We start from the raw sequence: 21,231 nt of genomic DNA, 5'->3' as shown, positions 1-21,231 counted from the left end.
CGCACGTCATCATTAACCCTCGCTTGGTTACTGCCGCGCTACCAGACCGGTCCTTGCAGCAAGATCTCCGAGATATGTTCGTGGCACTCGCGCTCAGCCCACGCGTGCCCACGAGTCGCGGAACTGCACCGTGGGCCGCATCGCCTGAATGCGGCTGGCTCGTTCGGTTCCCATGGGGCCTCCATGAGTGATTGGTTCCGCACGATCGCCGCGTCGCTTCGCTAGGCTCCGGGGTGCAAGACCACCTTGGTCCAGCCGTGCTCACGCACGTCGAAGTGTTGATAGGCGTTAGGCGCGTCGTCGAGTTTCAGCTCATGCGAAACGATGAACGATGGTTTCGCGCGGCCGGCGTCAATCAGGTCGCGCAACTGCCGGTTGTACGCCTTGACGTTGCATTGGCCAGTGGCAATGCGCTGGCCTTTGAACCAGCACTTACCCCAATCGAATGCAATCTTTCCCTTCTTCGCCAGTTCGTCCTGTGCATTTGGATCCTCGGGAACGAACACGCCGACCACTCCGATCCCGCCGGTGAACTTGACCGACGACACCAGATTGTTCATCGTCAGGTTGGGATGTTCATGGCGTTGCGGAGCCGGATCGTGGCACTGATAGCCGACACATTCGCAGCCCACGTCCGCGCCAATTCCGTGCGTCAGGTCCATGACTCGCTGCACGGGGTCATCCTTCGAGTAATCGATCGCAATGGCGCCGATCGACTCCGCAAGTTTCAGCCGGTCTGGATGGCAGTCAACCACCATCACGCTGCGCGCCCCCTTGATCATGGCGGAATGCGCGGCCATCAAACCAACGGGTCCCGACCCGTAGATGACCACAGCGTCGCCGGGCCGCATACCGGCCAGTTCGGTTGCGTGCCAACCGGTCGGGAAGATGTCCGCACACATCACATAGTCAACCTGCTTCTGCTCCGCGTCCGGCGGCAGCTTCAAAGCCATGAAGTCCGCCCAAGGCACCCGCAGATATTCGGCCTGTCCCCCCTGCCATGGCCCCATGTCCGCAAACCCGAACGCACCGCCGGCAATGCCGGGCTGGTTCGCGCTCAGACAAAACGCGGTAAGTCCGCGCTCGCAGTTCCTGCAGTGGCCGCAACTGATATTGAACGGAAGGCAGACCCAGTCTCCGGGCTTGATCCGCTCAACCGCCGGTCCTACTTCCAGCACTACACCCAGGTTCTCGTGACCGAAAATGCGGCCTTGTTCGAAATCGGTCCGGCCTTCGTACATGTGAAGGTCCGATCCACAGATGTTCGTGCTGGTGATCTTGACAATGGCATCGGTCGGACGCTCGATCTTGGGATCCGGCACGTCTTCGACTGCTACCTGGTGAGGACCGCGATAGACAACAGCTTTCATGGTCTGGCTCCTGGAGATCCGCCGGCGAACGCCCGCCCCGCAGGAAACGAGGCAGCGGTGGGCCGCCGACGATGCGCCGGCAAATCCGCGCAGAGAGGCGCGAGTCGCCCATTAAGCCCGACACATCTTGGAAAGCATAGGACAAATACTTAACAGTCGAAGACTGATTCGAATTCAGCCAGCCCGGTGACCGGCAATTTGATGCAAAGGAAGGAAGATTACCTAGGACCGGGAGTTTGCGAAGCAATGTGTGCCCACATCCGTTTCGATTCACGTCGCGTTGGCCACGATGGCCTCTCGAAAAAGAAGATAGCCCCATCAACGTGAGCCGATCAGAAATCTCGAACTGGCTGGTATCAATCAAAGCAGTATTTATGCCGAGCTCACGCCGGTCGATATGACGTGACGGATGACACTTAAGCTTGCAACCGGCCATCCCGCATGCGATACCTCGAACCGCTGAAGTGGGTCGCGTTCTGCAGATCGCTGGCAGGTCAAGAGCCCCCACTTGCGAACAGGCGTAGCTGCCGTTGAGGCACGCGCTAGTCGAAAAAAAGTTGACCATGTTAAGGTCGGCTGAACATTCTGGCTAATCCGAGCGCCGTGCCAGAATCCGAGAGAGGCACAGCATGCCGAAAACAAGCACGGCAAACGCCGGGGGCTGCCTGCACAGGTCGCGTTTCGACGTATCAGCGTAAGTCACTCGTGCCGACCCAGCTAGGTCGGGCAGCAGCAGGCGGCCAAAAGCGGTCATACTTGGTCCCGGACAATTCGATGCTTCTTTCGCAACATTCCAATGGCAGGATGTAATTTGGATCGTCTAAGAAAGATTGTGCGTGCTGTGCCGGGAGAAGCGGCTCCGGCGTGCGCGAAAGGACTCACATGATGCTACGTAATAGGCGTAACCAACCTACCGACGCGGAAACGCATGGTGCCGAGCGCGGACTTGACCGCTTCGAGGGATTCAGCGACGCGGTTTTCGCAATCGCGCTGACCCTGCTGATCGTCGAGATCAAGGTCCCCGGATCTCCCGAGGGCACGCATGGCTACAGCGACCTTGCAAGCGCCATGGCGGAGCAGTGGCGCGAATTTCTCGCGCTCGTTCTCTGCTACGTCGTGATCGGGGCGTACTGGCTGCAACACCATTATTCGGGTCGCATTTATGCTAAGAGTGATCACTGGTTCGGCGTGATCAACCTCGTGTTCCTGCTGGCGATCGTCGTCATTCCTTATCCAATCCGCGTCTGGTGCTTTCACCTCGGCACGGGCTTCGAGCCCGTCGCGTCACTGACCCTGGTTGCCGGTCTTGCCCTGACCGCCTGCACCTGGATGGCGAAGTGGTTCTATGCAATGCCTGGGCGCCGGCTGATGGACGAAAGGCTCGCGCCCGATTTCCTCCAGCAGATGACGCGCCGCTACGGCGTTGCGACGCTGGTCCAGATCGCTGCAGTTCCCGTCGTGATCGCGGCTTGGCGCATCGGAGTGGGCATTGCATTGCTGTGCGTCGCGTTCTTTCTGCTGCCACAGCCCACGCCGCGCTACAAGCCCAGCGAGGAGCCGAGCGAGGCTGAGAAATTGGACACGTAGCTATTTAACGGGCGACGAAATCGGAGGCAATCACGTTTATCGACGGGAAGCGCGGAGCGACTTTGCTTTTATCACGGAGGACCTGAAGGCACGCACGGTGAGCTGCGAAGTGGACCAGGCCAGTCGCGCCTCCGATCATCAGCCGCTGTCGCTGCAGTTGAGCCGATTCGATGGCACGCACCGCCGCAAGTCGTTGGCTACCTGCCCCGTTCATGTTCGTTGCCGCATCCGCGAGTCGTTTCCCGGGTACTGTCACATTGTCGATGGTCGAGCGAGTGAAGACGCCGAACATCCGTATTCCTCATTTATGCGGCAAGGCGATCCAGCATTGAGTTGCCGGTCGCGGTTTCCCGCGCTTCAGAAGCCTGCGTGCGCGCCTGCCGCTTGTCTTGTGCGTTCGCGTTGTAGCGGTGTGCATGAACAGGTTTGCAACCTGATCGTGGACCGACGTGAATCGCTGCAGGTGGCGCGCTGATTTAAAGCGGCGCAGCACTTTCTCGCGCACCCGCGTTCGCTGGTGCGAGTTCTCCGCCCGGTTTTTCAGTCGTTTGTGCTGCCGGTGTTCCACGTTCAGTCCAAGGTCCCTTGCCGCGGCGTAACTCTTGAGCGTGTCGGTGATCAACACACACGGGGAGCGCGACCATACTTCTTGAGCAGCTTGCGCATGAGCCGCCTGGCGGCGTGCCTGTCGCGGCGGCTCTGCACCAGTACGTCGAGCACCGCAACGTACTGTCGCTGCATTTTCGGCAACCGCCCAGCAACGTGACCGTGCCGTCACGAGCGCGGTGCCAGGCCGCCTGCTTCATCGCGTCCACGCGAGGATTTGAACCGTGCCCGATTCTATGCCATGCTGCTCTCGCCCAACATCGTTAGAAAAACGAGGGCGTGCGCCGGAGACCGATCCTGTTGGCCATTCCTTCGGAGGAGCCATGATTGTTACGTCGAAAGTTCGCTGCAGCATTGCCATCGCCCTGACTTCATCACGCCCTGCAGCCGGCACGTCCCGACAACGAAACGCGAAGCGGGCGGCGGCCGTTTCGGGATTCGTTGTCCTCACCTGTCTTTCTAGCGTCTGCTTCGCAGACACCCAGGTCGGTGGCACGCTTCCACCACCTCCGGACAAGCTGTACGGCGATCTGTTCATAGCGGTCCAGACCGGACAGATCTATCCGGATCAGAAGACCTTCGTCGATGCAACGCCGAACGCGGACCCTGCCGCGATCGTCCAGCTGTATGAACAGCAAAAGAACAACCCCGGTTTTTCGCTGGCAAGCTTTGTCAACCAGTACTTCACACCGCCCAGCGAGCCGGTTATCACACCGCCCCCGAATCAGACGCTGCGCGAGCATATCAACTGGCTGTGGCCCGCGCTCACCCGGACCACGGCAAGCGCGCCGGCGAACAGTTCGCTGATTCCATTGCCGAAACCCTATGTCGTGCCAGGCGGACGCTTCCGCGAGGGCTACTACTGGGACACCTATTTCACGATGCTGGGGCTCCAGGAATCCGGCCGAGAGGATCTCGTCGACGATATGCTCGACAACTTTGCGTACGAGATCGATACCTTCGGCCACATTCCGAACGGCAATCGTACGTATTACCTGGACCGTTCGCAGCCGCCGTTTTTCTCGTACATGGTGACGCTCGCGGCGAAGGTCGAAGGCGGCAAGGTGTATCAGAAATATCTGCCGGCCCTGCGCAAGGAGTACGCGTACTGGATGCAGGGAGCGGACTCGACCCGCCCGGGCGACGCGACTCGCAACGTCGTGGTGATGCCGGACCATACGGTGCTCAACCGCTATTGGGATGAGCTCGATACACCGCGTGACGAGTCGTACCTGGAGGACGTGCAGACTGCGCAGCAGGCCACAGGCCGAACTCCTGGCGAGGTTTATCGTGAGCTGCGCGCGACAGCCGAAAGCGGTTGGGATTTCAGTTCACGCTGGTTCGGCGACAACATGACGCTCGCGACGGTCCGTACCACGTCGATCATCCCCGTCGATCTGAACAGCCTCCTGTTCCACCTGGAAACGACCATTGCGCAAGGCTGTGGCGAGACCCGCGATTTCCGTTGTGTGGGCGAGTTCGCCGAGCGCGCGGTCAAACGTGCGGTGGGCATCAACCGGTACCTGTGGAATGCTAACGGCTATTACGGGGACTATGACTGGAAGCTCGGGAAGCCGCGGGACAACAAGACGGCGGCGATGCTGTATCCGCTGTTCGTAGGTGCAGCATGGCCGGAACGCGCGCAGAAGACGGCTCGCCAGGTGCAATCGACGCTTCTGCAGCCGGGAGGGCTCGTGACGACCACGTACAACACGACACAGCAATGGGACGCGCCGAATGGCTGGGCGCCGCTGCACTGGATCGCGATCGAAGGTCTGACGCGTTACGGGCAGGATAGGCTCGCGCAGCAGGTCGGCACGCGGTTTCTGACGGACGTAAAGGGCGTCTATGCGTCCGATAAGAAGCTGGTCGAGAAGTACGTGGTAGAAGGCGCGGGAACCGGCGGCGGAGGCGGAGGCGAATATCCGTTGCAGGACGGCTTCGGGTGGACCAACGGCGTGACGCTCAAGCTGCTCGATCTGTATAGCCCGGGCGAGTAGTGTCCGGTACAAGAAGGGGCGCGCACGGTTAGCAGCTGAGGTGTGCGCCGTCGTTCCTGAAACAGAAGGGTACGGTTTGCACAACGCGGGGCAAAGGCTTGCTGAAAGGCGTACAAGACGCTTGATTGCCCTGATCCGGCGCAGGCGACGTCGCATGTCGCCCCGTAATGGTCGAACATGCCTCTCCATCGTATGTCGCCGAGACGGCCCAAACCAGACATTCGCGACACCGCCGAATGCTAAGCACATGAGGCTCAAAGGATTGGAACCGCAGTCCCGCGCATTGTCGGGCTCTGGTGCAAATAGACTCATTGGGCCGGTTAAAGTAGCGATCCAATCAATCTGGTGAGCGGCGATGAGCAAGGGCAAGGGTCTGGGAGGGTTGTTCGATGGCCGGCTTTTTGATCGGGAGATCATTGTTCTGTGTGTGCGTTGGTATCTTCGCTACAAGCTCAGCTTGCGCGATCGGGTCGAGATGATGGCCGAGCGGGGATTGTCGCTGGCGCACACCACGATCATGCGTTGGGTAAAGCGCTTTACGCCGGCGTTCGTCAAGTGCTGGAACCGGTTTGGCATACCCATTGGCCGGTCATGGCGTGTTGACGAGACCTATCTGAAGATTCGTGGCAAGTGGGTCTATCTCTATCGGGCGGTAGATCGGGTCGGCCAGACAGTGGACGTACAGCGCCGACGCCATGGGGTTCGGCGTCATCGCATGCTCGACCGGGATTGTTGCAAACGCTCTAACGGGCGTTGTGCGGAAGGCTCTTATGAATGGTGGTCGCGGCAATGGCCGCCTCGCCCGCGGCAACGCTGATCTGATTGAGGGTATTGACAATGTCGCCGGCCGCGTAGAGATGCTCAATACTAGTACGCTGATGTTTGTCCGTTTTAACCATTCCGTCCTCGTCGCGCTCCACTTCAAGCCCCAAGACGTCGGTGCGAGGATGGCAACCCATGACGGGATAAACTGAATCAAAACGGTGAATCACTCCGCCCGAGCTGATGATCTGCACCGCCAGGTCTTCGTCTTGAGGCGCTTCGAGCCTCGATAACGCGATCAACCTGACACCGCTGGCGGTAGCCGAATCCACCTCTGCGCCCGATAACGCGTCGAGGTCGGATGCGACCACGGACACGTCGCGTGAAAACGTCCGCATGAAGATGGCATGCGATAGCGCGCACTTCGCCTGTCCTAACATCGCAATACGCTTACCGTCGGTCTCGTAACCGTCGCATATCGGACAGAAACGGAACAGGCCGGAGCGCGTCAGCTCATCTGCGTTGGGCACCGACGGTAGTCCGTCACGTACGCCCACGGCGAGCAGCACACGCCTTGCGTTCACCGAGCGCGCGGTTTCCGCGTCACCACCTGGCATTGGACGATAGTCGATCCTGAAGCCATCGCTTACCACCTCGATACCCTCTACGCGGGCCTGATGGGGCGCCACGTCGTACGGCGCGAGTTGCTCGCGCAGGTTCGCCAGCCACGCCGCACCGCTGATTCCCCCCGGGAAGCCCGGCACGTTTCGCGCAACGGGGATAAGCCGCGCGCGACTTTCGCCGGAGTCAAACACTATTGTCGTCCGGCGATAGCGCGCGAGATACAGCGCGGCGGTCAAGCCGGCCGGTCCTCCGCCTACGATTACACAGTCGATCGAACGATTCATGGAAAACATCCAACTCGCGAATATTGAATACGACGGCCCTCTTCAACCAACGCATGCTGCAGACAGCCCGCGTCAATTGCACGTCACGTCATCTCCGGCGCCTCGCCCGTCATTTCAGTTTCAGACAACGTGTCGGTGATGGTGGCATCACCAGCATCGGGCTGCCTGTTGTGGCCGGCGGTCATCAGATCAATTGCCTTCGCGATTTCCCCGACTAGAGCGTAGTGCACCATATGCCCCGCCTCGGGCGCAACGACGAGCGTACTGTGAGGCACCTCGCCATGCAGCCTCACCGAATTGGATTCTGGGTCGACGACCTTGTCCTTTGCGCCGGCAAAAATACTAACCGGCATCTTCAGTTCGGAATAATGGGCATTGAGTTGGCCCGCGGCCGGGATCATGAACGCGGCGTCCTCGGCTTCGGCCCTGATTTGCACGGGACGCAACAGCATTTCGCGAGGCAGGACATCGAAAAAGTCGGCAGGCACGGGGGCCGGCGCGAACATTACCGCCACACTGCGCTTCAGCAGGAGGCGAGCGGTTAGCGGCGAAACGGTGTAACGCATCAAATCGCCCAGCACGGGAAGCGCGGCGGGCGCAGCAAGCGCGACGTCGGCGCGCGCAGTCGGATAGTAGTAGCCCGAGACCAGCACGAGTCCGCGCATGTCAGAGACGCGGTCGGCCGCCATGGCAAGTGCAACTAGCGTGCCCCATGAGTGTCCGAGCACGACAGGCCGTTCTACGCCCAGCCGCGTGAGCGCCTGCTGAATCAGGGCGGCCTGGGCTTGCGCGGTCCAAAGACGGTCGCGTGGTCGCCCGCTGTGACCGTAACCCGGCCGATCGAACGCGATCACCCGGTGCCGCCCGGCTAACCGATCGATCAGCCCGCTCTCCACGAAGTCCTGAAGTAGCACCGCATTGCCATGCAAAAGCACCACTACCGGCCCTTCACCTTTGTCGACGTAATGAAGCAGTATGCCGTCAACCTCGACGACGCTGCCGATTGGCGGATTATCACGCTCGGCTTTACGGGCACGATATTGAACCCACAGCGCACTGGCGGCGGCAGTTGCCGTTGCTGCAAGTACTCCGACGGTTTTAGGGGACATAGAAAATTTATTGAATGCGCGACTCATAACTACTCCGTGGAATGGCAGCGCGCGGACGACGACCTGCTTGTAAAGCAGACTGACCGCCTCCCGTAGCGCGTAGATGCTCGATAAAGGGTTCGCGCTGCTTCGCGAGCCGACGTGGGATTCTCGACTCTCTTTGAGCGCGCAACGTCCATGCCGCGACTGGTCCTTTGTAGCGTCGCAGTCTTTGGCGGCCGGCTGCTGGTCAACTGTCGACTGCTGCGCGCGTCATGCAACGGATACTGGTCAGATCTTCAATCCGATTCGCAACGTCCGCGCACGATCGGCAAGGTCCGCGCCGCCTTGCGTCGCAGCGTCGGCCCGGCTACACCCCAGTGCCTAGCGGCGACGCCTCGAAGCACGCCAGCAACGCGCCGGGTCCGGGGTAGACGGCCGCGCAGCCGCCAGCTCGCAGACTGATCTCCGTAAAGCCGCCGCACAGCAGGCCGATGGTTTGCATCCCGGCTTTCCCGGCCGCTTGCGCGTCGTACGGCGTATCGCCTATTGCCACCGCATCGGCCGCGACGATCTTCAGTTTTTGCAGCGCCACTTCGAAAATGTCGGGTGCGGGCTTCGACTTGACCACGTCGGTGGACGACGTGGATTGGTCGACCAGCTGCGTGATTCCGGCAATCTCCAGGTAAATCTCGAGATCTTCCTTTTTAGCTGACGAAGCCACCACCACTTTAAGACCAGCGTCCCGTACACGACGTAGCAGATCCGGTACGGCGGAGAACGGTCTGACCATCGGCAGGTACTTTGTCTTGAAGCGCTCGCCACGCCACTCTTCCAGCGCGTCGCCATGGTCCTTGCGCTCGGCGGAGGAAAGGAAAACGGGTAGAAGCTGATCGCCACCTTTGCCGATCTGGCTCCGCGCCTGCTCGAACGTGACGTCGTGTCCAAATCTGGCGAACGCCTCCTGCCATGCGCTTGCATGCAAATCGACGGAATCGACCAGGGTTCCATCCATATCGAAGACCGCAGCCTTGGTCATACTGATTACTCCCGGTGAACGCTGCGCGCGTTTTTAGCACGAGACAGCGCGCAAGACGCATACCCAATGACCGTTCGCCAGGCTGCCTGCCTTCATCCATCCTCGATCGCACACCCCGTAGCTTGACCAGGAAGCTGCGTGGTACGCTGCATCGGCAGATTCCCTAAAAAAGGAGACGATTTTGGACAGCATTTCATCTGAGCAGCTGGACAACCATGTGGCGACGTTCGAGCGTGACGGCCTGGTTATCCTCCGGCAGCATTTCCCCAAGGAGACCTTGTCCGCGTGGCGGCAAGCATTTGAGCCCCTACTACGTGAGCGGGTCGCCTCTGGCACCACAGCCGTACGCGGCGCCGACAGGCACTACATCACCCTTCCGTTCAGCGGTGTATTCGCCGACGAGAAAATATTTTGCGACCCTGTCATTCTGGCCATCGTGGAGCGTGTTGCCGGCGAGGATCCCGTCATGTGCCAACTCGCGAGCGATACGCCGCTGAATGGGTCGACGTTTCAAGAGATCCACCGCGACACCCCGCCGCTCTTCGATGATCTTCCCGAAACGCCGTCGTTCCAACTCGCTGTAAATTTCCCCCTGTGCGACGTCTCACTGGAGAACGGCCCGTTCGAGACCACATTGGGCACTCATCGCATGCGCCCGGACGACGCAATGAAGGCATGGAATGAGAAACGCGCGAGTCTGCACGCGATCACGATGGAGCTCGGCGACGTGATGATCCGGGACGTCCGCGCCCTGCATCGGGGCACGCCCAACACGACGGACGAGCCCCGTCCGATGGTGGTGATCGGTTACAGCCGCAGCTGGTACTTCCGCCCGGAAGTGCATATCGACGTGCCGGTTGACGTCGATGCGGGCCTTAGCCGTCGCGCAAAGCGGCTGCTGCGCTCGATGCCGCGGGTGGATGCAACCGGGAGTCCACAGGGCCCCGAAAGCTATCAACGATTTGCTTATTGACTATCCGGCGCGCACGCCGTTGAGTGAACCGGCTTTGCACGCCGTTACAGGTCGAGGACTGTCTCTGCGTGCAGCCGGATTGCCGAACGGCCGGACACGTTTCTTGCTGCTGCGGGGTACGGGTGCCGATTTGCCCAAAACCCTCTGGAGATCCGTCATGAACCCGACCGTCAGAAAAATGCTGTTGATCGCTGTCATGTCCGGACTCGTCACCGTCGCGACCGGCTGCAAGAAAGTGGATAACTCGAGCAAGGACACCATGAGTTCAGGCAGCAGCGGCGTCATGAGCAATTCGGCCGGTCTGAGCGGGACACCCGGTACGAGCGACGCGGCAAAGCGCGCGAGCGATGCGAGTGCCGGCGCGTCGTCCCCCGCGACGAGCGAACCCGCCATAACCACCACGCCCGGTGCCACAGGGAGCGGTGCGTCGTCGGCGCAGTAAGAATCGCAATGGCCGCAGAGAATCAGGAGCCGCCGGATCGGCTTCGACCCGAACATGGGGGAAGAGCCATGCAAAAGATATCGATCTGGACCAGCGTATCGAGGAAATCGAACTGGCGTTGTCACGCTGCTCGAGTCGCCGAAAGCGAGACGACTCGCGACGGGATGCGCTGGCACGCCTGCTGCTGCAAGTCTTATCCCTTCCCGTCATGAGGACGCGACCCATGCCGCCCCGCCCCGATCCGTTTGGCCGGCCATGAAGCGACACGGGGATCAGCAACCCGGCGACCTGCGCATCGGCATTTCAGGTTGGCGCTATGCCGGATGGCGCGGCAACTTTTATCCGCCCGGCCTGAAGCAGGCGGCCGAGTTGCAATTCGCTTCCGCGCTGCTGCGCACGATCGAAATCAACGGCACGCATTACAGCCTCCAGTCGCTCGATAGCTGGCAGCGGTGGCACGCCGAGACGCCCGACGACTTTGTTTTCAGCGTAAAAGGTGCACGCTATCTAACGCATCTTTTGCGCTTTCGCGATGACAGTGCACACGCGGCGATCGCCAACTTCTTTGCGCAAGGCCTGCTGGCATTAAAGAAAAAGCTGGGCCCGATTTTGTGGCAGTTTCCGCCTACGTTCCGGTTCGAACCCGAAGCAATGGAACGCTTCTTACGGCTGTTGCCACGCGATACGAGCGCCGCGCTCGCGCTGGCGAAACAGCATGACAAGCGGGTCAGGACACCTCATCTCCCGCCGCAGCGTAAGACGCGAGTGCGCCATGCCGTCGAGGTGAGGCACGACAGTTTCAGGGACGCGGCATTCGTCAACATGCTCAGAGAGTATGAGACCGCGCTGGTGGTCTCCGATTCGACCGAACCGTGGCCGTTGGTGGAGGACCTCACGGCGGATTTCGTCTACATCCGGCTGCATGGCAGCGAAGCGAAATATTCCGGCGCATATGGCGAGGCGGCGCTCGACGATTGGGCCGCGCGAATCGATGCCTGGCGACACGGCTCACAGCCGGCCGACGCGCGCTTGATCGCACCCGATCTGGCGCCTCCAGCGCGTTCGCAACGCGATGTGTACTGCTATTTCGACAACGACACCAAGGCCCACGCCCCGTTCGACGCGCAGCGTTTGATGACACGATGCGAAGTGTCACCTCAAGCATCCGGGCCGGCCGGCAAGGCTGGCGCCCCGCAGCCCGATTCTCACGGCCGGTCGTAGTTCGCCATGTGTGTGATGCTCGCCTCCGACGAGGCCAGCTACATTTCCCGTGCGACCATTGCGGTCACGGGCGGCGCACCGATTATCCGAGCCCGGGTGAGGCGGAACCGGCAGCCGGAAAGGCCGCCGGAGAGCGATGGCGGCGGCGCACACCGACTTATCGCGCCCCGCCTTTATCGCGCACTGTTCTAACGGCTCGATGACCTAGCCTGCCTGAATCTCGACCCGCCGCGGCCGTGCTTCTTCGCGCCGCGGAATGAGCAGTGTCAGCACCCCATCATTGAGCTTTGCTTCGATTTTCGAAGTGTCGAAGTCTGCCCCGAGCGTGAACGAACGGGCAAAATCGGGCACCCGAACTTCCGCATGCTGAAGGCGCAGCCCTTCGCGCGTGGGGATTCTGGCGGACGCCTCGATCCGTAGATTGCCGTCGTGCACCCTGATTTCCAGATCCTCCCGCGCCACGCCGGGAAGGTCGGCCCACAACGTTACGCCGCGTTCATCCTCGATCACGTCGACCGGTGGGCTTAGCGTCAATTTGCGTTGTGCGTCCCCCGTTTCCGGACGACTTGCCGGCGTGTTGTCGCGGCGGACCAGTTGGTTAGTGTCACTCATGATCAGCTCCTCGTTGCACGTATCGGTTACTGGACATTGATGGCGCGCGGTCTCGACGACTCGCGCTTGCCGATGCTGATATGCAGACAGCCGTTGACGTAGCGGGCCTCCACCTTGTCGGGGTCGGCATGCTGCGGAAGCTCGATGGTCCGGCGGAACGGTCCGCTGAAACGCTCCTGCGCGTACCGGCGGGTCCTTTCATTACCGTCACCCGCGTCGCCGCTCGTGACGCCGGCGCGCTCGCCCGCGATCGTCAGCATGCCCTTGTCGATCGACACGTCGATCTGGCTCGGAGCGATGCCCGGCGCGAACGCGACGATGTCGATGGTGTCGTCGGTCGTGCCGATGTTGATCTGCGGAAAAGCCGACAGACGGTCCGAGCGAATGCTGGAAGGAAGGCCGCTGAACAGCGTCGCCATCTGCTGATGCAGACGATCGAACTGGCTGAACAGATCGGTCGTGAAGTAGAGATCACTCATGGTCGTTTCCTCGAAAAATGCGGCGAGGACAGGAACGGGCCTACGCGCTCCAGTCCGGCTGCCCCCACCGGGGACAAACAAATCGAAACACGCAGCGCGCGATGACGACTGCGCGGCTGCCTGAGCGAGATCAAAAATAGTCGTTCACCGGAATTTTTCAAGAGCTGCGGAGCAAAAAAAAATCGGCTCCGGAAAAACAGTCGAAAGACTGCCGCCAGGAGCCGCGGAGGGCCGCCTTTGGACCCCGACGTGGCGCGACGCGCCCCTTATAAAAAGCAGCGCTGCCTTTTGAAAGTTGCGACGTGCGCCGCTGCGCCTCGCACCCGCCCGCCGATCCCGGAACCGCGAGCCGGCGCGCCGGGATTGCTGCACGATACGAGCTTACGGCTTCAACACCACCTTGATGCAGCCGTCTTCCTTGTCGGGAAACACTTTGTACATGTCCGCGCCCTCCGCCAGCGGCGGCGTCCGCATCTTCGAGGTCAGCGCAGCGTCCGGAAACTCACGCGAACTTGTTCCGTGAACGCCTGCGGCTGTTCCCACGCCGCAAAGTGGCCGCCCTTCGGAAGCCGGTTATAGTGAATCAGCTTCGGATACGCCTTCTCCGTCCAGCTCTGCGGCGCCGCGTAGATTTCATCCGGAAACACGCTGACGGCAACGGGAATCGCGACGTGCTTCGGCGCGAAGAAGTTTAGCTTGTTCTCCCAATACAGCCGCGCCGACGAAACGGCCGTATTCGTCACCCAGTAGAGCGTGACGTTGTCGAGCACGTCATCTCGCGTCACGCCTTCGCTCTGACCGTCAAAGACGCGGGCAATCATCGCCTGACTCGCGGCGTCGTGATCGAGCATCCATGCAGCGAGGCCGATAGGCGAATCTTCGATCCCATACAGCGTCTGCGGACGGTTCGCCATCTCTTGCGCATAGCCGAGACCGTGCTTGTAGAAGTAGTCGAGCTGATCGAACGCGTGCTTCTCATCCGGCGAGAGGCCAGCCGGCGGCGGGTTTCCGTACTTCAGTGCATTGGCGATGTCGTCGGGTACGGTGGCCGGCATGTTGGTATGAATGCCCAGCAGTTCCGGCGGCGCGATGAGCGCCATCTGTTCCGTGACCGCATTGCCCCAGTCACCTCCTTGCGCCACGTAGCGCGTGTATCCAAGGCGCTTCATCAACACGATCCACGCGCGCGCGATACGTGCAGGATCCCAGCCCGTCGCAGTCGGCTTGCCTGAGAAGCCGTAGCCCGGCAACGAAGGGATCACTACGTCGAAAGCGTCCGAAGCATTTCCACCATGGGCCGTTGGATTGGTCAGCGGATCGATGATCTTCAACTGCTCGATGATCGAGCCAGGCCATCCGTGCGTGACGATGACCGGTAACGCATTCTGATGTTTCGAACGAACGTGGATGAAATGAATGTCGAGCCCATCGATCTCGGTGACGAATTGCGGCAGCGCATTCAATCTCGCTTCGACTTTGCGCCAGTTGTAATCTGTCGACCAATACTGCGCGAGCCTTTGCATCGTCGCAAGCTGCACGCCTTGCGATGCATCCGTGACCGTTTCGCGTTCCGGCCAACGTGTCGACTTGATGCGTCTGCGCAAATCGACGAGTTGTGAGTCCGGCACATGCACGCGAAGTGGACGGATCGAGGTTTTGTCGCCGCCCGCCGCTGGGGCAACTTCAGTAATGGATTGACTCGGTTGCGCAAAGGCGTACTGGCTCAGTGAGACCGCAGCAAGGGACGCCGTTGCCACACCAATAAAACGACGACGCGACGGCGCATGGGGATCAATAGTATCTAACACGCAAACTCCTACACTAACTTAGTAATCTTAACGATGAAAATTGAAAAGACGCGACCATTCCTGATGATTAGTCGTCGAGCTCGCCAAGTAGCTGGCCCAGGTCCAGTTCTGCAGCGCGCGTCTGGAACCCTCGCGCCATGGCGATTTCCATCCGGCGTTGCGCTGGCAGCGACCGCACGTTTTCCCCGAACAGATTCGAATCGCGGCGAAACTCGTCGATGGGAGCCAGCGCGATCGCATTGACGCGCTCCTTGACCATCGCGTGTCCGGTTGCCGGAAAACGCGAGATGCGCCGCGCGAGCGATGCGACGAAGTCGCGGAGCGACTCGGCGGGCAACGCCCGGTTGATCCATCCATACCGTTCCGCGATGTCTGCGTCGTAGTCCAACGCACTCAGCATCACCTCAAGCGCACGGCCGCGGCCCATCAGGCGGGTGAGAAACTGGGCCGCGCCGCCACCAGGAATCAATCCGAAGGCGGGTTCCATCTGACTAAACAGCGCCGATTCCCGCGCGGCAAAGCGCATATCGCAGGCCAGCACGAATTCGCTGCCCGCGCCGCGCACACGCCCTTCGATCTGCGCGATCGAGACAAGTCGGCTGGCGCTCAGATGGCGGAACAGCAGCCCGATCGAGGGCTCGCCGGTCAGCTTTGCGGCTTCGTCGCGATACTCCTTCACCTTCGTCACATCCACGTGCGAGATGAAAAAGTCGGGGTCTGCACTGCTGAATACGAGTACGTTCGTACCGTCGTCGGCTTCAGTGTCCCGGATCAGCGTGACCAGGTCGCGCACAAGCTCGGGACCGAGCAGGTTCATGGGTGGGGCGAACATCTTCACGAACAGAACTGCTCCGTCGCGATTCACTTCGAGCGTTTCGAACGTCACGGATGGCTCCCAATGGACAAGGCTGGTATCAGGTTATGGAACATACGGCCGAGCGCCTGACATTGGCGCACTGGATGTGCGGGCGCGGCAGGATGAACATGAATCTAGGCCTTCCTCTGTCCTTTGAGTAGCCGGTAGAATTGAGAACTACCCTTTCATTGGTGGAAGGCCATGGATCGACTTGAGGCGATGGGCATTTTGTTGGCGGCGATAGACAACGGAAGCCTGTCCGCCGCGAGTCGAAAGCTTCGCGTTCCTCTGGCAACAGTGAGCCGGCGCGTATCCGAGTTGGAGGCACATCTGAATGTGCGATTGCTCGTGCGCGGTACCCGCAAGCTGACACTGACGGAAGCCGGGCGCGGCTACGTGGTGTCATGTCGGCGGGTTCTGGAGGAAATCGCGGAGATCGAACGCACGACTTCCGGCGAATATCATGCGCCGCAGGGAGAACTGGTCATCAGCATGCCGCCCGTATTGGGGCGCATCCACGTCCTGCCAGTGATAGTCGAATTTCTGAGTGCGTTTCCGCAAATCCGCATGCGCGTGCAATTGACGGACCGGCTCGTCAGTTTGCCGGATGAGCGTGTCGATCTGGTGCTGCGGCTTGGGGAGCAACCGAGCAGCAGCCTGATTACAACGCGTGTCGGGCTGCATCGACAAGTACTGTGCGCAAGCCCCGCATATCTGAAAAAGCATGGGACACCGCGGAAACCCGAAGACCTCCTGTCGCACGAGTGCGTGACATACGAAGGATATGCGGTGGGTAGCAACTGGGAGTTTCACTCAGAAGGCCGCCCACTGAAGATCGAGGTGCCGTCCCGGCTTGTAGTGAGTTCGGTGGAGGCTGCAGTCGTCGCCGCGCAGGAAGCGGCCGGCATTGCACGCGTCATGTCGTACCAGATTGAAGAGCCCGTGAAATCGGGTAGTCTCGTGAAGCTTCTGGAAGCCTTCGAACCCCCGCCGGCGCCTGTCAACCTCATGTACGCCGCCCAAGGGCAGATACCGCTCAAGCTTCGGGCATTTATCGACTTTGCCGTTCCAAGACTGAGGGAAAGGCTCGGCCTCGCGAGTGCCGCGGATCCGCTGCCGCCATGCCCGCCCCGCAGGCGGGCGGCAACGCCTTAAGAAACTGAAAGAGGAACATGAGGCGGACGAGATCGATCGGCCGTGCAACCGCGCCAACGCCACGCTTGGCACCTAGAAAAAAGTGGCAAAGCCCAGGATTCCTGGTCAGCCATATTTCCTTAGAGGAATGGCGAAATGTTCGCTATTGCACGCGTCACGTAGGTCTCCTTCTCTCCCACTGGGGCGACATGCTGGATCGCTCTGCGTGCGGCCTCGACACCCTCCAGACGTGCGATGAACCAGCCCGCCAGATACTGCGACGACAGGCACCCGCCTGCCGTCGCCACGTTCTGCTTCGCCACGAACGGTTGGTTGAGCACCGCCACGCCGGCTTCTTCGACCCACGGTTTGGTGATCTCGTCCGTACAGGCCGGAACGTCGTCCAGCAAGCCTAACTTCGCGAGTATCAGCGTGCCCGAGCACTGCGCGCCGAGCAGTTGGCGCGTCGGGTCGAGCCTGAGCTGTGACATCAACGCGGCATCGGCGACCACGTCCCGCGTCTTTCTCCCGCTGCCGACCAGCACAGCGTCGGCCTCGCATGCATCTTGCAGCGACGCTTGCGCCTCCAGTACCACGCCGTTCATGGAGCGCACCTTCGCTGTCGGGCTGGCGATCGAAACCCGCCAGGCGGGATTTTTGACCCGGTTGAGAATGTTGAGCGCGATCAGCGAGTCGAGTTCGTTAAAGCCCTCAAAGGTCAGGATGGCGATGTGCATGGCGTCCTCGCGCGGGTGGAGAATTGTGTTGAGCCATGGTAGAGCCGATAATGAATACAATCAAATAATTGTCATGGATACATTGGGATATGGCTCAGCCGCGCTACAAGCAACTGGTCGACCGCCTCGCCGCCGATATCCGTGCAGGTCGTCTGCGTCCCGGGACGCGTCTGCCAACGCACCGCGACCTGGCTGCTCGCGAGGGCCTGGCGCTGGTCACCGCCACGCGTGTCTATGCGGAACTCGACGCAATGGGACTGGTGAGCGGCGAAACCGGCCGTGGCACATTCGTCAAGGAGGCGCTTCCCCGAGGTCAAGGCGTCGACCTGCATGCGTGGAGCGCGGACACCGTAGACCTGAGCTTCAACTATCCGTCATCGCCCGGCCAGACTGACCTTCTCAGGGCGGCGCTGCGCCAACTCGCTGTTGCAGGTGACCTGGAGTCTCTGCTTCGATATCAGCCCCACGGCGGGCGCGAGCACGAGCGCGCGACGGCGGCGCGCCACCTGGCCAGTCGGGGGCTGCCAGCAACAGCCGAAACGACATTGCTCGTGAGCGGCGCGCAGCACGGGTTGACGACGGCCGCCATGGCGTTACTGGAGCCCGGCGACGTGGTGGCAGTGGACGCGCTGACATACCCAGGATTCAAGCTCGCTGCGGAGGCCAATCGGCTGGAACTCGCGCCGATCCCGGCCGCTGGGCGCGGCCCCGATCTGGACGCATTGGCGGCGCTGTGCAAGCAACGACGAGTACGTGCCGTCTACGTCATGCCGACGCTGCACAATCCGCTTGGCTGGGTGATGAGCGCGACGCGATGTCGGGAGCTTGTCGCGATCGCCCGGCACCATGGACTGATACTCATCGAAGACGGGGCCTACGCATTCCTGGCTAAAGGTGCCCCGCCTCCGTTGGCATCGCTTGCGCCGGAGGCGACGGTCTATGTATCGAGCTTGTCGAAGAGTGTCGCGACAGGGCTGCGCGTCGGTTTCGTCTGTGCACCGGGCCAATGGATTCCCAAGCTCGAACGGGCGATCCGGGCAACAACCTGGAACACCCCGGCGATCATGACGGCCATTGGCTGCGGCTGGATGGAAGACGGCACAGTGGCTCGGCTTGAGAAGGAGAAGCGACGGGATGCCACGATGCGTCAGGGCCTTGTCGCCGACATTCTGGGCCAGTTGAAGAGGGTCAGCCATCCCTCTTCGTACTTCGTGTGGCTCCCTCTCGCGCAGGAGGTTCGCGCGGACGAGATTGCGATGGCGCTGATGCGCGAGCGGGTTTCCGTGTCCACAGCCCTGCCGTTCTCGACGTCGGCTCATGTGCCTCACGCCATCCGGTTGGCAATCGGGTCCGTCGACCTCGCTACGCTCACGCGGTCCCTGGAAACGGTGGCCCGAGTTATCGCTGAACGGACCTATTGACCGGCAGCCGCGCCAGCGGCCGGCCCGGGCGTCGGCTCGGGCAAATCACGCCAGTGGACTACCTCCGACGGCTCGCCGTTGTGTTCGATGATCAAGGCCTTCATGTAGCTCTCCTGGAGTTACCGTGTCAATTGTGCGCCTGCGGGCGCGACGCGATGCCCAGGCTGCGGACTCATGCATAGCCAGACCCGGAAGTCTGGTTATGGTCGCAATCAGTGCATCCGGCGACGCGCCTTCAGACGAAACCGACCCATTCAACCTTCGTTCGGTTCATATGGCGACGCCCGGTTTTCAAGCTTCCATTTCTTCTCGGCTTCCGTATCAGGCCGAGGTGGTCGAATGCCGTCGATCAACCACAGTTCTTGCGGCGTTTCGCCGACATGCAACTCGTAGTGATAGCCTCGATCCTGGACAAATGGCGCAATCGCGGCGTTCGCCTTGCGGAGCCAGGACTTCGTCCATTCGACATCCTTGGCAATGTGTCTGGCGAAATGGTCTAATCTGATTCTGACAAAGTCGTCTCGCGACTCCCCTCCCATGAAGAAGGAGTCTTTCGGCTGTTCATGAAACAGAACGCCTACATAGAAGCGAGGAATGATATAAATGTCGACGATTCGCTTGGCCATCTCGTGCTTTTCATCTGCCGTGTAGGCGCCGACCGGATGATAGATATTCCACAAAGGCATTTTTGTCTCCATGCATCAATAGATGCCGCGTTTCTTATGTCAGAACATCTAAGTCTCTGGTGAGAAAGGATGAACTCGACATGAGTGAGGCGGCGGTATCGGTAGCCCAGGGACAGGCTACCGGTTAAAACCATTGCTCTTTGCAACGCAGCGTTCTTAGGGAAGGCGATTCCGCTCTCAACTCGTTCTATTGGCGACGGGGAAGGCCGAGTATGCTGCGAGCTTCGTCAGGCGTTGCCACGTCTGCGCCGATGTTTTTGATGATACCGACCGCACGTTTGACCAGCGCTGCGTTGCCTGGCGCCAGCTCCCCCTTGGCAAGATAGAGATTGTCCTCGAGACCGACGCGGACATGCCCGCCGAGAATCACGCTTTGCGCCACGATCGGAAATTGCGCGCGCGAGATACCGAACGCCGACCAACGGGCGTTCCCGGGCAGATAGCGCTTCATCTGAAGAAGACTCTCGGTGTCGGCGGCCGCTCCCCATGGCACACCAAGACACAGCTGGAACAGCGGAGCCTGCAGAATCCCCTGCGTTTCGATCAGATGGCGCGCGAGGCGCACGTGCCCAAGATCGAATACCTCGATTTCCACCTTCACGCCCGCTTCCTCGACTAAGCTTGCCATTTTGACGAGATGGTCCGGCACGTTGACGAATGCGCGATTGCCGAAGTTCATGGTCGCTACGTCCAGAGTGCAGATTTCCGGACGCAACTCGAGCACATGCTGAACGCGGGCCTCAGGCGTCATCATCGTACTCAATTCACTTCCCCGGTTTGGGTCTTCGTCGCTGGGAACGAAACGTGCACCCGGGCCCGTCGTCAGATTGATCAAGATCGGGCACCCGCTATCGCGGATACGCGAAACGACTTCTCTGTAGAGCGACAGTTCAGTGCTCGGAACCCCGGTCTTGGGGTCACGAACATGAATGTGAGCGATGCTCGCACCGGCTTCACATGCAGCAATAGCCTCATTGGCGATTTGCTCGGGCGTCACGGGCACTGCAGGGTTGAGCCGCGGGGTATCGTCGCTTCCAGTGAGCGCGCAACTGATAATCGTCTTGTTCATCATAGTGTTCGGTCAAAGGGACAGAGGAACGAGGCGCCACAATCGCGCGCTTCGCCATGGGAGCAGCGTCAGGCACCCGGTTCAAGCGGCCGTGCGGGGCCGAATGGCGCCGCCCCGACGGGGGCAACCCTGATCAGCTTCTTGTTGACGAACTCGTCGAAGCCGAGCTGAGAAAGCTCCCGGCCAAAACCTGAACGCTTGACGCCACCGAACGGCAGTTCCGCCGCCGTGGCGAACGGCTGATTGACGAACACCATGCCGCTCTCGATCTGCGCGGCGACCCGCTCGCCGCGTTCGGTATCCGCGGTGAACACCGACGCACCGAGACCGTACGGCGTGCCGTTGGCGAGCGCAATCGCGGCGGCTTCGTCCTCGACGACGTGGAAAGCGGCGACCGGGCCGAACAGTTCTTCGGCGAAGACCGGATTTTGCG

General features: G+C 60.8%; 20 protein-coding genes and 2 pseudogenes. 8 read left to right on the top strand and 14 right to left on the bottom strand.

Translation table 11 applies throughout. The features are described from left to right. Window positions 1-221 precede the first annotated feature (221 nt). A complete protein-coding gene (locus tag QOC89_RS30585) occupies window positions 222-1,370 on the bottom strand; it encodes a glutathione-independent formaldehyde dehydrogenase (protein ID WP_323048462.1) in 1,149 nt (382 codons plus the stop codon). Between the two features lie 882 nt (window positions 1,371-2,252). Here QOC89_RS30585 and QOC89_RS30580 point away from each other — a divergent pair. After that, window positions 2,253-2,957, top strand: coding sequence for a TMEM175 family protein (locus QOC89_RS30580; RefSeq protein ID WP_323048461.1), 705 nt, complete (start codon window positions 2,253-2,255; stop codon window positions 2,955-2,957). A 4-nt stretch (window positions 2,958-2,961) separates the two neighbouring features. On the opposite strand, the gene QOC89_RS31995 is transcribed toward QOC89_RS30580, so the two are convergent. Continuing rightward, entirely contained in the window at window positions 2,962-3,249 is a 288-nt protein-coding gene (locus QOC89_RS31995) for a hypothetical protein (protein WP_416340513.1), read from the bottom strand. Between the two features lie 72 nt (window positions 3,250-3,321). Next, window positions 3,322-3,677: pseudogene (locus QOC89_RS30570) on the bottom strand (DDE-type integrase/transposase/recombinase); the annotation flags it as partial. A 209-nt stretch (window positions 3,678-3,886) separates the two neighbouring features. Here QOC89_RS30570 and treA point away from each other — a divergent pair. After that, complete coding sequence (gene treA, locus QOC89_RS30565; protein ID WP_323048460.1) at window positions 3,887-5,563, top strand: alpha,alpha-trehalase TreA; 1,677 nt, start codon at window positions 3,887-3,889, stop codon at window positions 5,561-5,563. Window positions 5,564-5,918: 355 nt separating this feature from the next. Next, a pseudogene (locus QOC89_RS30560) lies at window positions 5,919-6,272 on the top strand (IS6 family transposase); the annotation flags it as partial. 34 nt (window positions 6,273-6,306) lie between these two features. Here the strand turns inward: QOC89_RS30560 and QOC89_RS30555 are convergent. The 3 genes from QOC89_RS30555 to QOC89_RS30545 form a co-directional block, all read right to left on the bottom strand. Then, window positions 6,307-7,233: an NAD(P)/FAD-dependent oxidoreductase gene (locus QOC89_RS30555; RefSeq protein WP_323048458.1), complete on the bottom strand. Its 927-nt coding sequence runs from the start codon at window positions 7,231-7,233 to the stop codon at window positions 6,307-6,309. Between the two features lie 83 nt (window positions 7,234-7,316). Continuing rightward, window positions 7,317-8,369, bottom strand: a complete 1,053-nt coding sequence (locus QOC89_RS30550) for an alpha/beta hydrolase (RefSeq protein WP_323048457.1) — start codon at window positions 8,367-8,369, stop codon at window positions 7,317-7,319. A gap of 322 nt (window positions 8,370-8,691) precedes the next feature. After that, window positions 8,692-9,360: an HAD family hydrolase gene (locus QOC89_RS30545; RefSeq protein WP_323048456.1), complete on the bottom strand. Its 669-nt coding sequence runs from the start codon at window positions 9,358-9,360 to the stop codon at window positions 8,692-8,694. Between the two features lie 181 nt (window positions 9,361-9,541). Here QOC89_RS30545 and QOC89_RS30540 point away from each other — a divergent pair, with 181 nt between their 5' ends. From QOC89_RS30540 to QOC89_RS30530, 3 genes are all read left to right on the top strand, one after another. After that, window positions 9,542-10,333, top strand: a complete 792-nt coding sequence (locus QOC89_RS30540) for a phytanoyl-CoA dioxygenase family protein (RefSeq protein ID WP_323048455.1) — start codon at window positions 9,542-9,544, stop codon at window positions 10,331-10,333. Window positions 10,334-10,490: 157 nt separating this feature from the next. Beyond that, window positions 10,491-10,775: a hypothetical protein gene (locus tag QOC89_RS30535; RefSeq protein WP_323048454.1), complete on the top strand. Its 285-nt coding sequence runs from the start codon at window positions 10,491-10,493 to the stop codon at window positions 10,773-10,775. Window positions 10,776-11,030: 255 nt separating this feature from the next. Then, window positions 11,031-11,996 carry a DUF72 domain-containing protein gene (locus tag QOC89_RS30530; RefSeq protein WP_323048463.1) on the top strand — a complete coding sequence of 322 codons (966 nt, stop codon included), beginning with the start codon at window positions 11,031-11,033 and terminating at the stop codon, window positions 11,994-11,996. A 204-nt stretch (window positions 11,997-12,200) separates the two neighbouring features. Here the strand turns inward: QOC89_RS30530 and QOC89_RS30525 are convergent, their stop codons facing one another. The 4 genes from QOC89_RS30525 to QOC89_RS30510 form a co-directional block, all read right to left on the bottom strand. Beyond that, window positions 12,201-12,608, bottom strand: a complete 408-nt coding sequence (locus tag QOC89_RS30525; protein WP_323048453.1) for an Hsp20/alpha crystallin family protein — start codon at window positions 12,606-12,608, stop codon at window positions 12,201-12,203. Between the two features lie 26 nt (window positions 12,609-12,634). Further along, window positions 12,635-13,087 carry an Hsp20/alpha crystallin family protein gene (locus tag QOC89_RS30520; RefSeq protein ID WP_323048452.1) on the bottom strand — a complete coding sequence of 151 codons (453 nt, stop codon included), beginning with the start codon at window positions 13,085-13,087 and terminating at the stop codon, window positions 12,635-12,637. Window positions 13,088-13,569: 482 nt separating this feature from the next. Continuing rightward, window positions 13,570-14,895 carry an epoxide hydrolase gene (locus tag QOC89_RS30515; protein ID WP_323048451.1) on the bottom strand — a complete coding sequence of 442 codons (1,326 nt, stop codon included), beginning with the start codon at window positions 14,893-14,895 and terminating at the stop codon, window positions 13,570-13,572. 67 nt (window positions 14,896-14,962) lie between these two features. After that, window positions 14,963-15,781, bottom strand: a complete 819-nt coding sequence (locus tag QOC89_RS30510) for an enoyl-CoA hydratase/isomerase family protein (protein ID WP_323048450.1) — start codon at window positions 15,779-15,781, stop codon at window positions 14,963-14,965. Between the two features lie 171 nt (window positions 15,782-15,952). On the opposite strand from QOC89_RS30510, the gene QOC89_RS30505 reads away from it, so the two are divergent. After that, entirely contained in the window at window positions 15,953-16,906 is a 954-nt protein-coding gene (locus tag QOC89_RS30505) for a LysR family transcriptional regulator (RefSeq protein ID WP_323048449.1), read from the top strand. Between the two features lie 119 nt (window positions 16,907-17,025). Here QOC89_RS30505 and QOC89_RS30500 read toward each other — a convergent pair whose 3' ends face one another. Further along, a complete protein-coding gene (locus QOC89_RS30500; protein WP_323048448.1) occupies window positions 17,026-17,622 on the bottom strand; it encodes a DJ-1/PfpI family protein in 597 nt (198 codons plus the stop codon). Window positions 17,623-17,711: 89 nt separating this feature from the next. Here QOC89_RS30500 and QOC89_RS30495 point away from each other — a divergent pair, with 89 nt between their 5' ends. Next, window positions 17,712-19,043 (top strand): PLP-dependent aminotransferase family protein, encoded by a 1,332-nt coding sequence (locus tag QOC89_RS30495; RefSeq protein WP_323048447.1) that lies wholly within the window; start codon window positions 17,712-17,714, stop codon window positions 19,041-19,043. Between the two features lie 254 nt (window positions 19,044-19,297). Here QOC89_RS30495 and QOC89_RS30490 read toward each other — a convergent pair whose 3' ends face one another. The 3 genes from QOC89_RS30490 to QOC89_RS30480 form a co-directional block, all read right to left on the bottom strand. After that, window positions 19,298-19,729 carry a tautomerase family protein gene (locus QOC89_RS30490; protein ID WP_323048446.1) on the bottom strand — a complete coding sequence of 144 codons (432 nt, stop codon included), beginning with the start codon at window positions 19,727-19,729 and terminating at the stop codon, window positions 19,298-19,300. Window positions 19,730-19,916: 187 nt separating this feature from the next. Then, entirely contained in the window at window positions 19,917-20,801 is an 885-nt protein-coding gene (locus tag QOC89_RS30485) for a 3-keto-5-aminohexanoate cleavage protein (RefSeq protein ID WP_323048445.1), read from the bottom strand. A 65-nt stretch (window positions 20,802-20,866) separates the two neighbouring features. Then, a partial coding sequence (locus QOC89_RS30480; protein ID WP_323048444.1) for an aldehyde dehydrogenase family protein occupies window positions 20,867-21,231 on the bottom strand: 365 nt, incomplete at its 5' end.

The sequence above is a fragment of the Paraburkholderia sp. genome (assembly GCF_034668105.1).
Lineage (GTDB): Bacteria > Pseudomonadota > Gammaproteobacteria > Burkholderiales > Burkholderiaceae > Paraburkholderia.
This window is presented reverse-complemented; position numbering and strand designations above follow the sequence as displayed.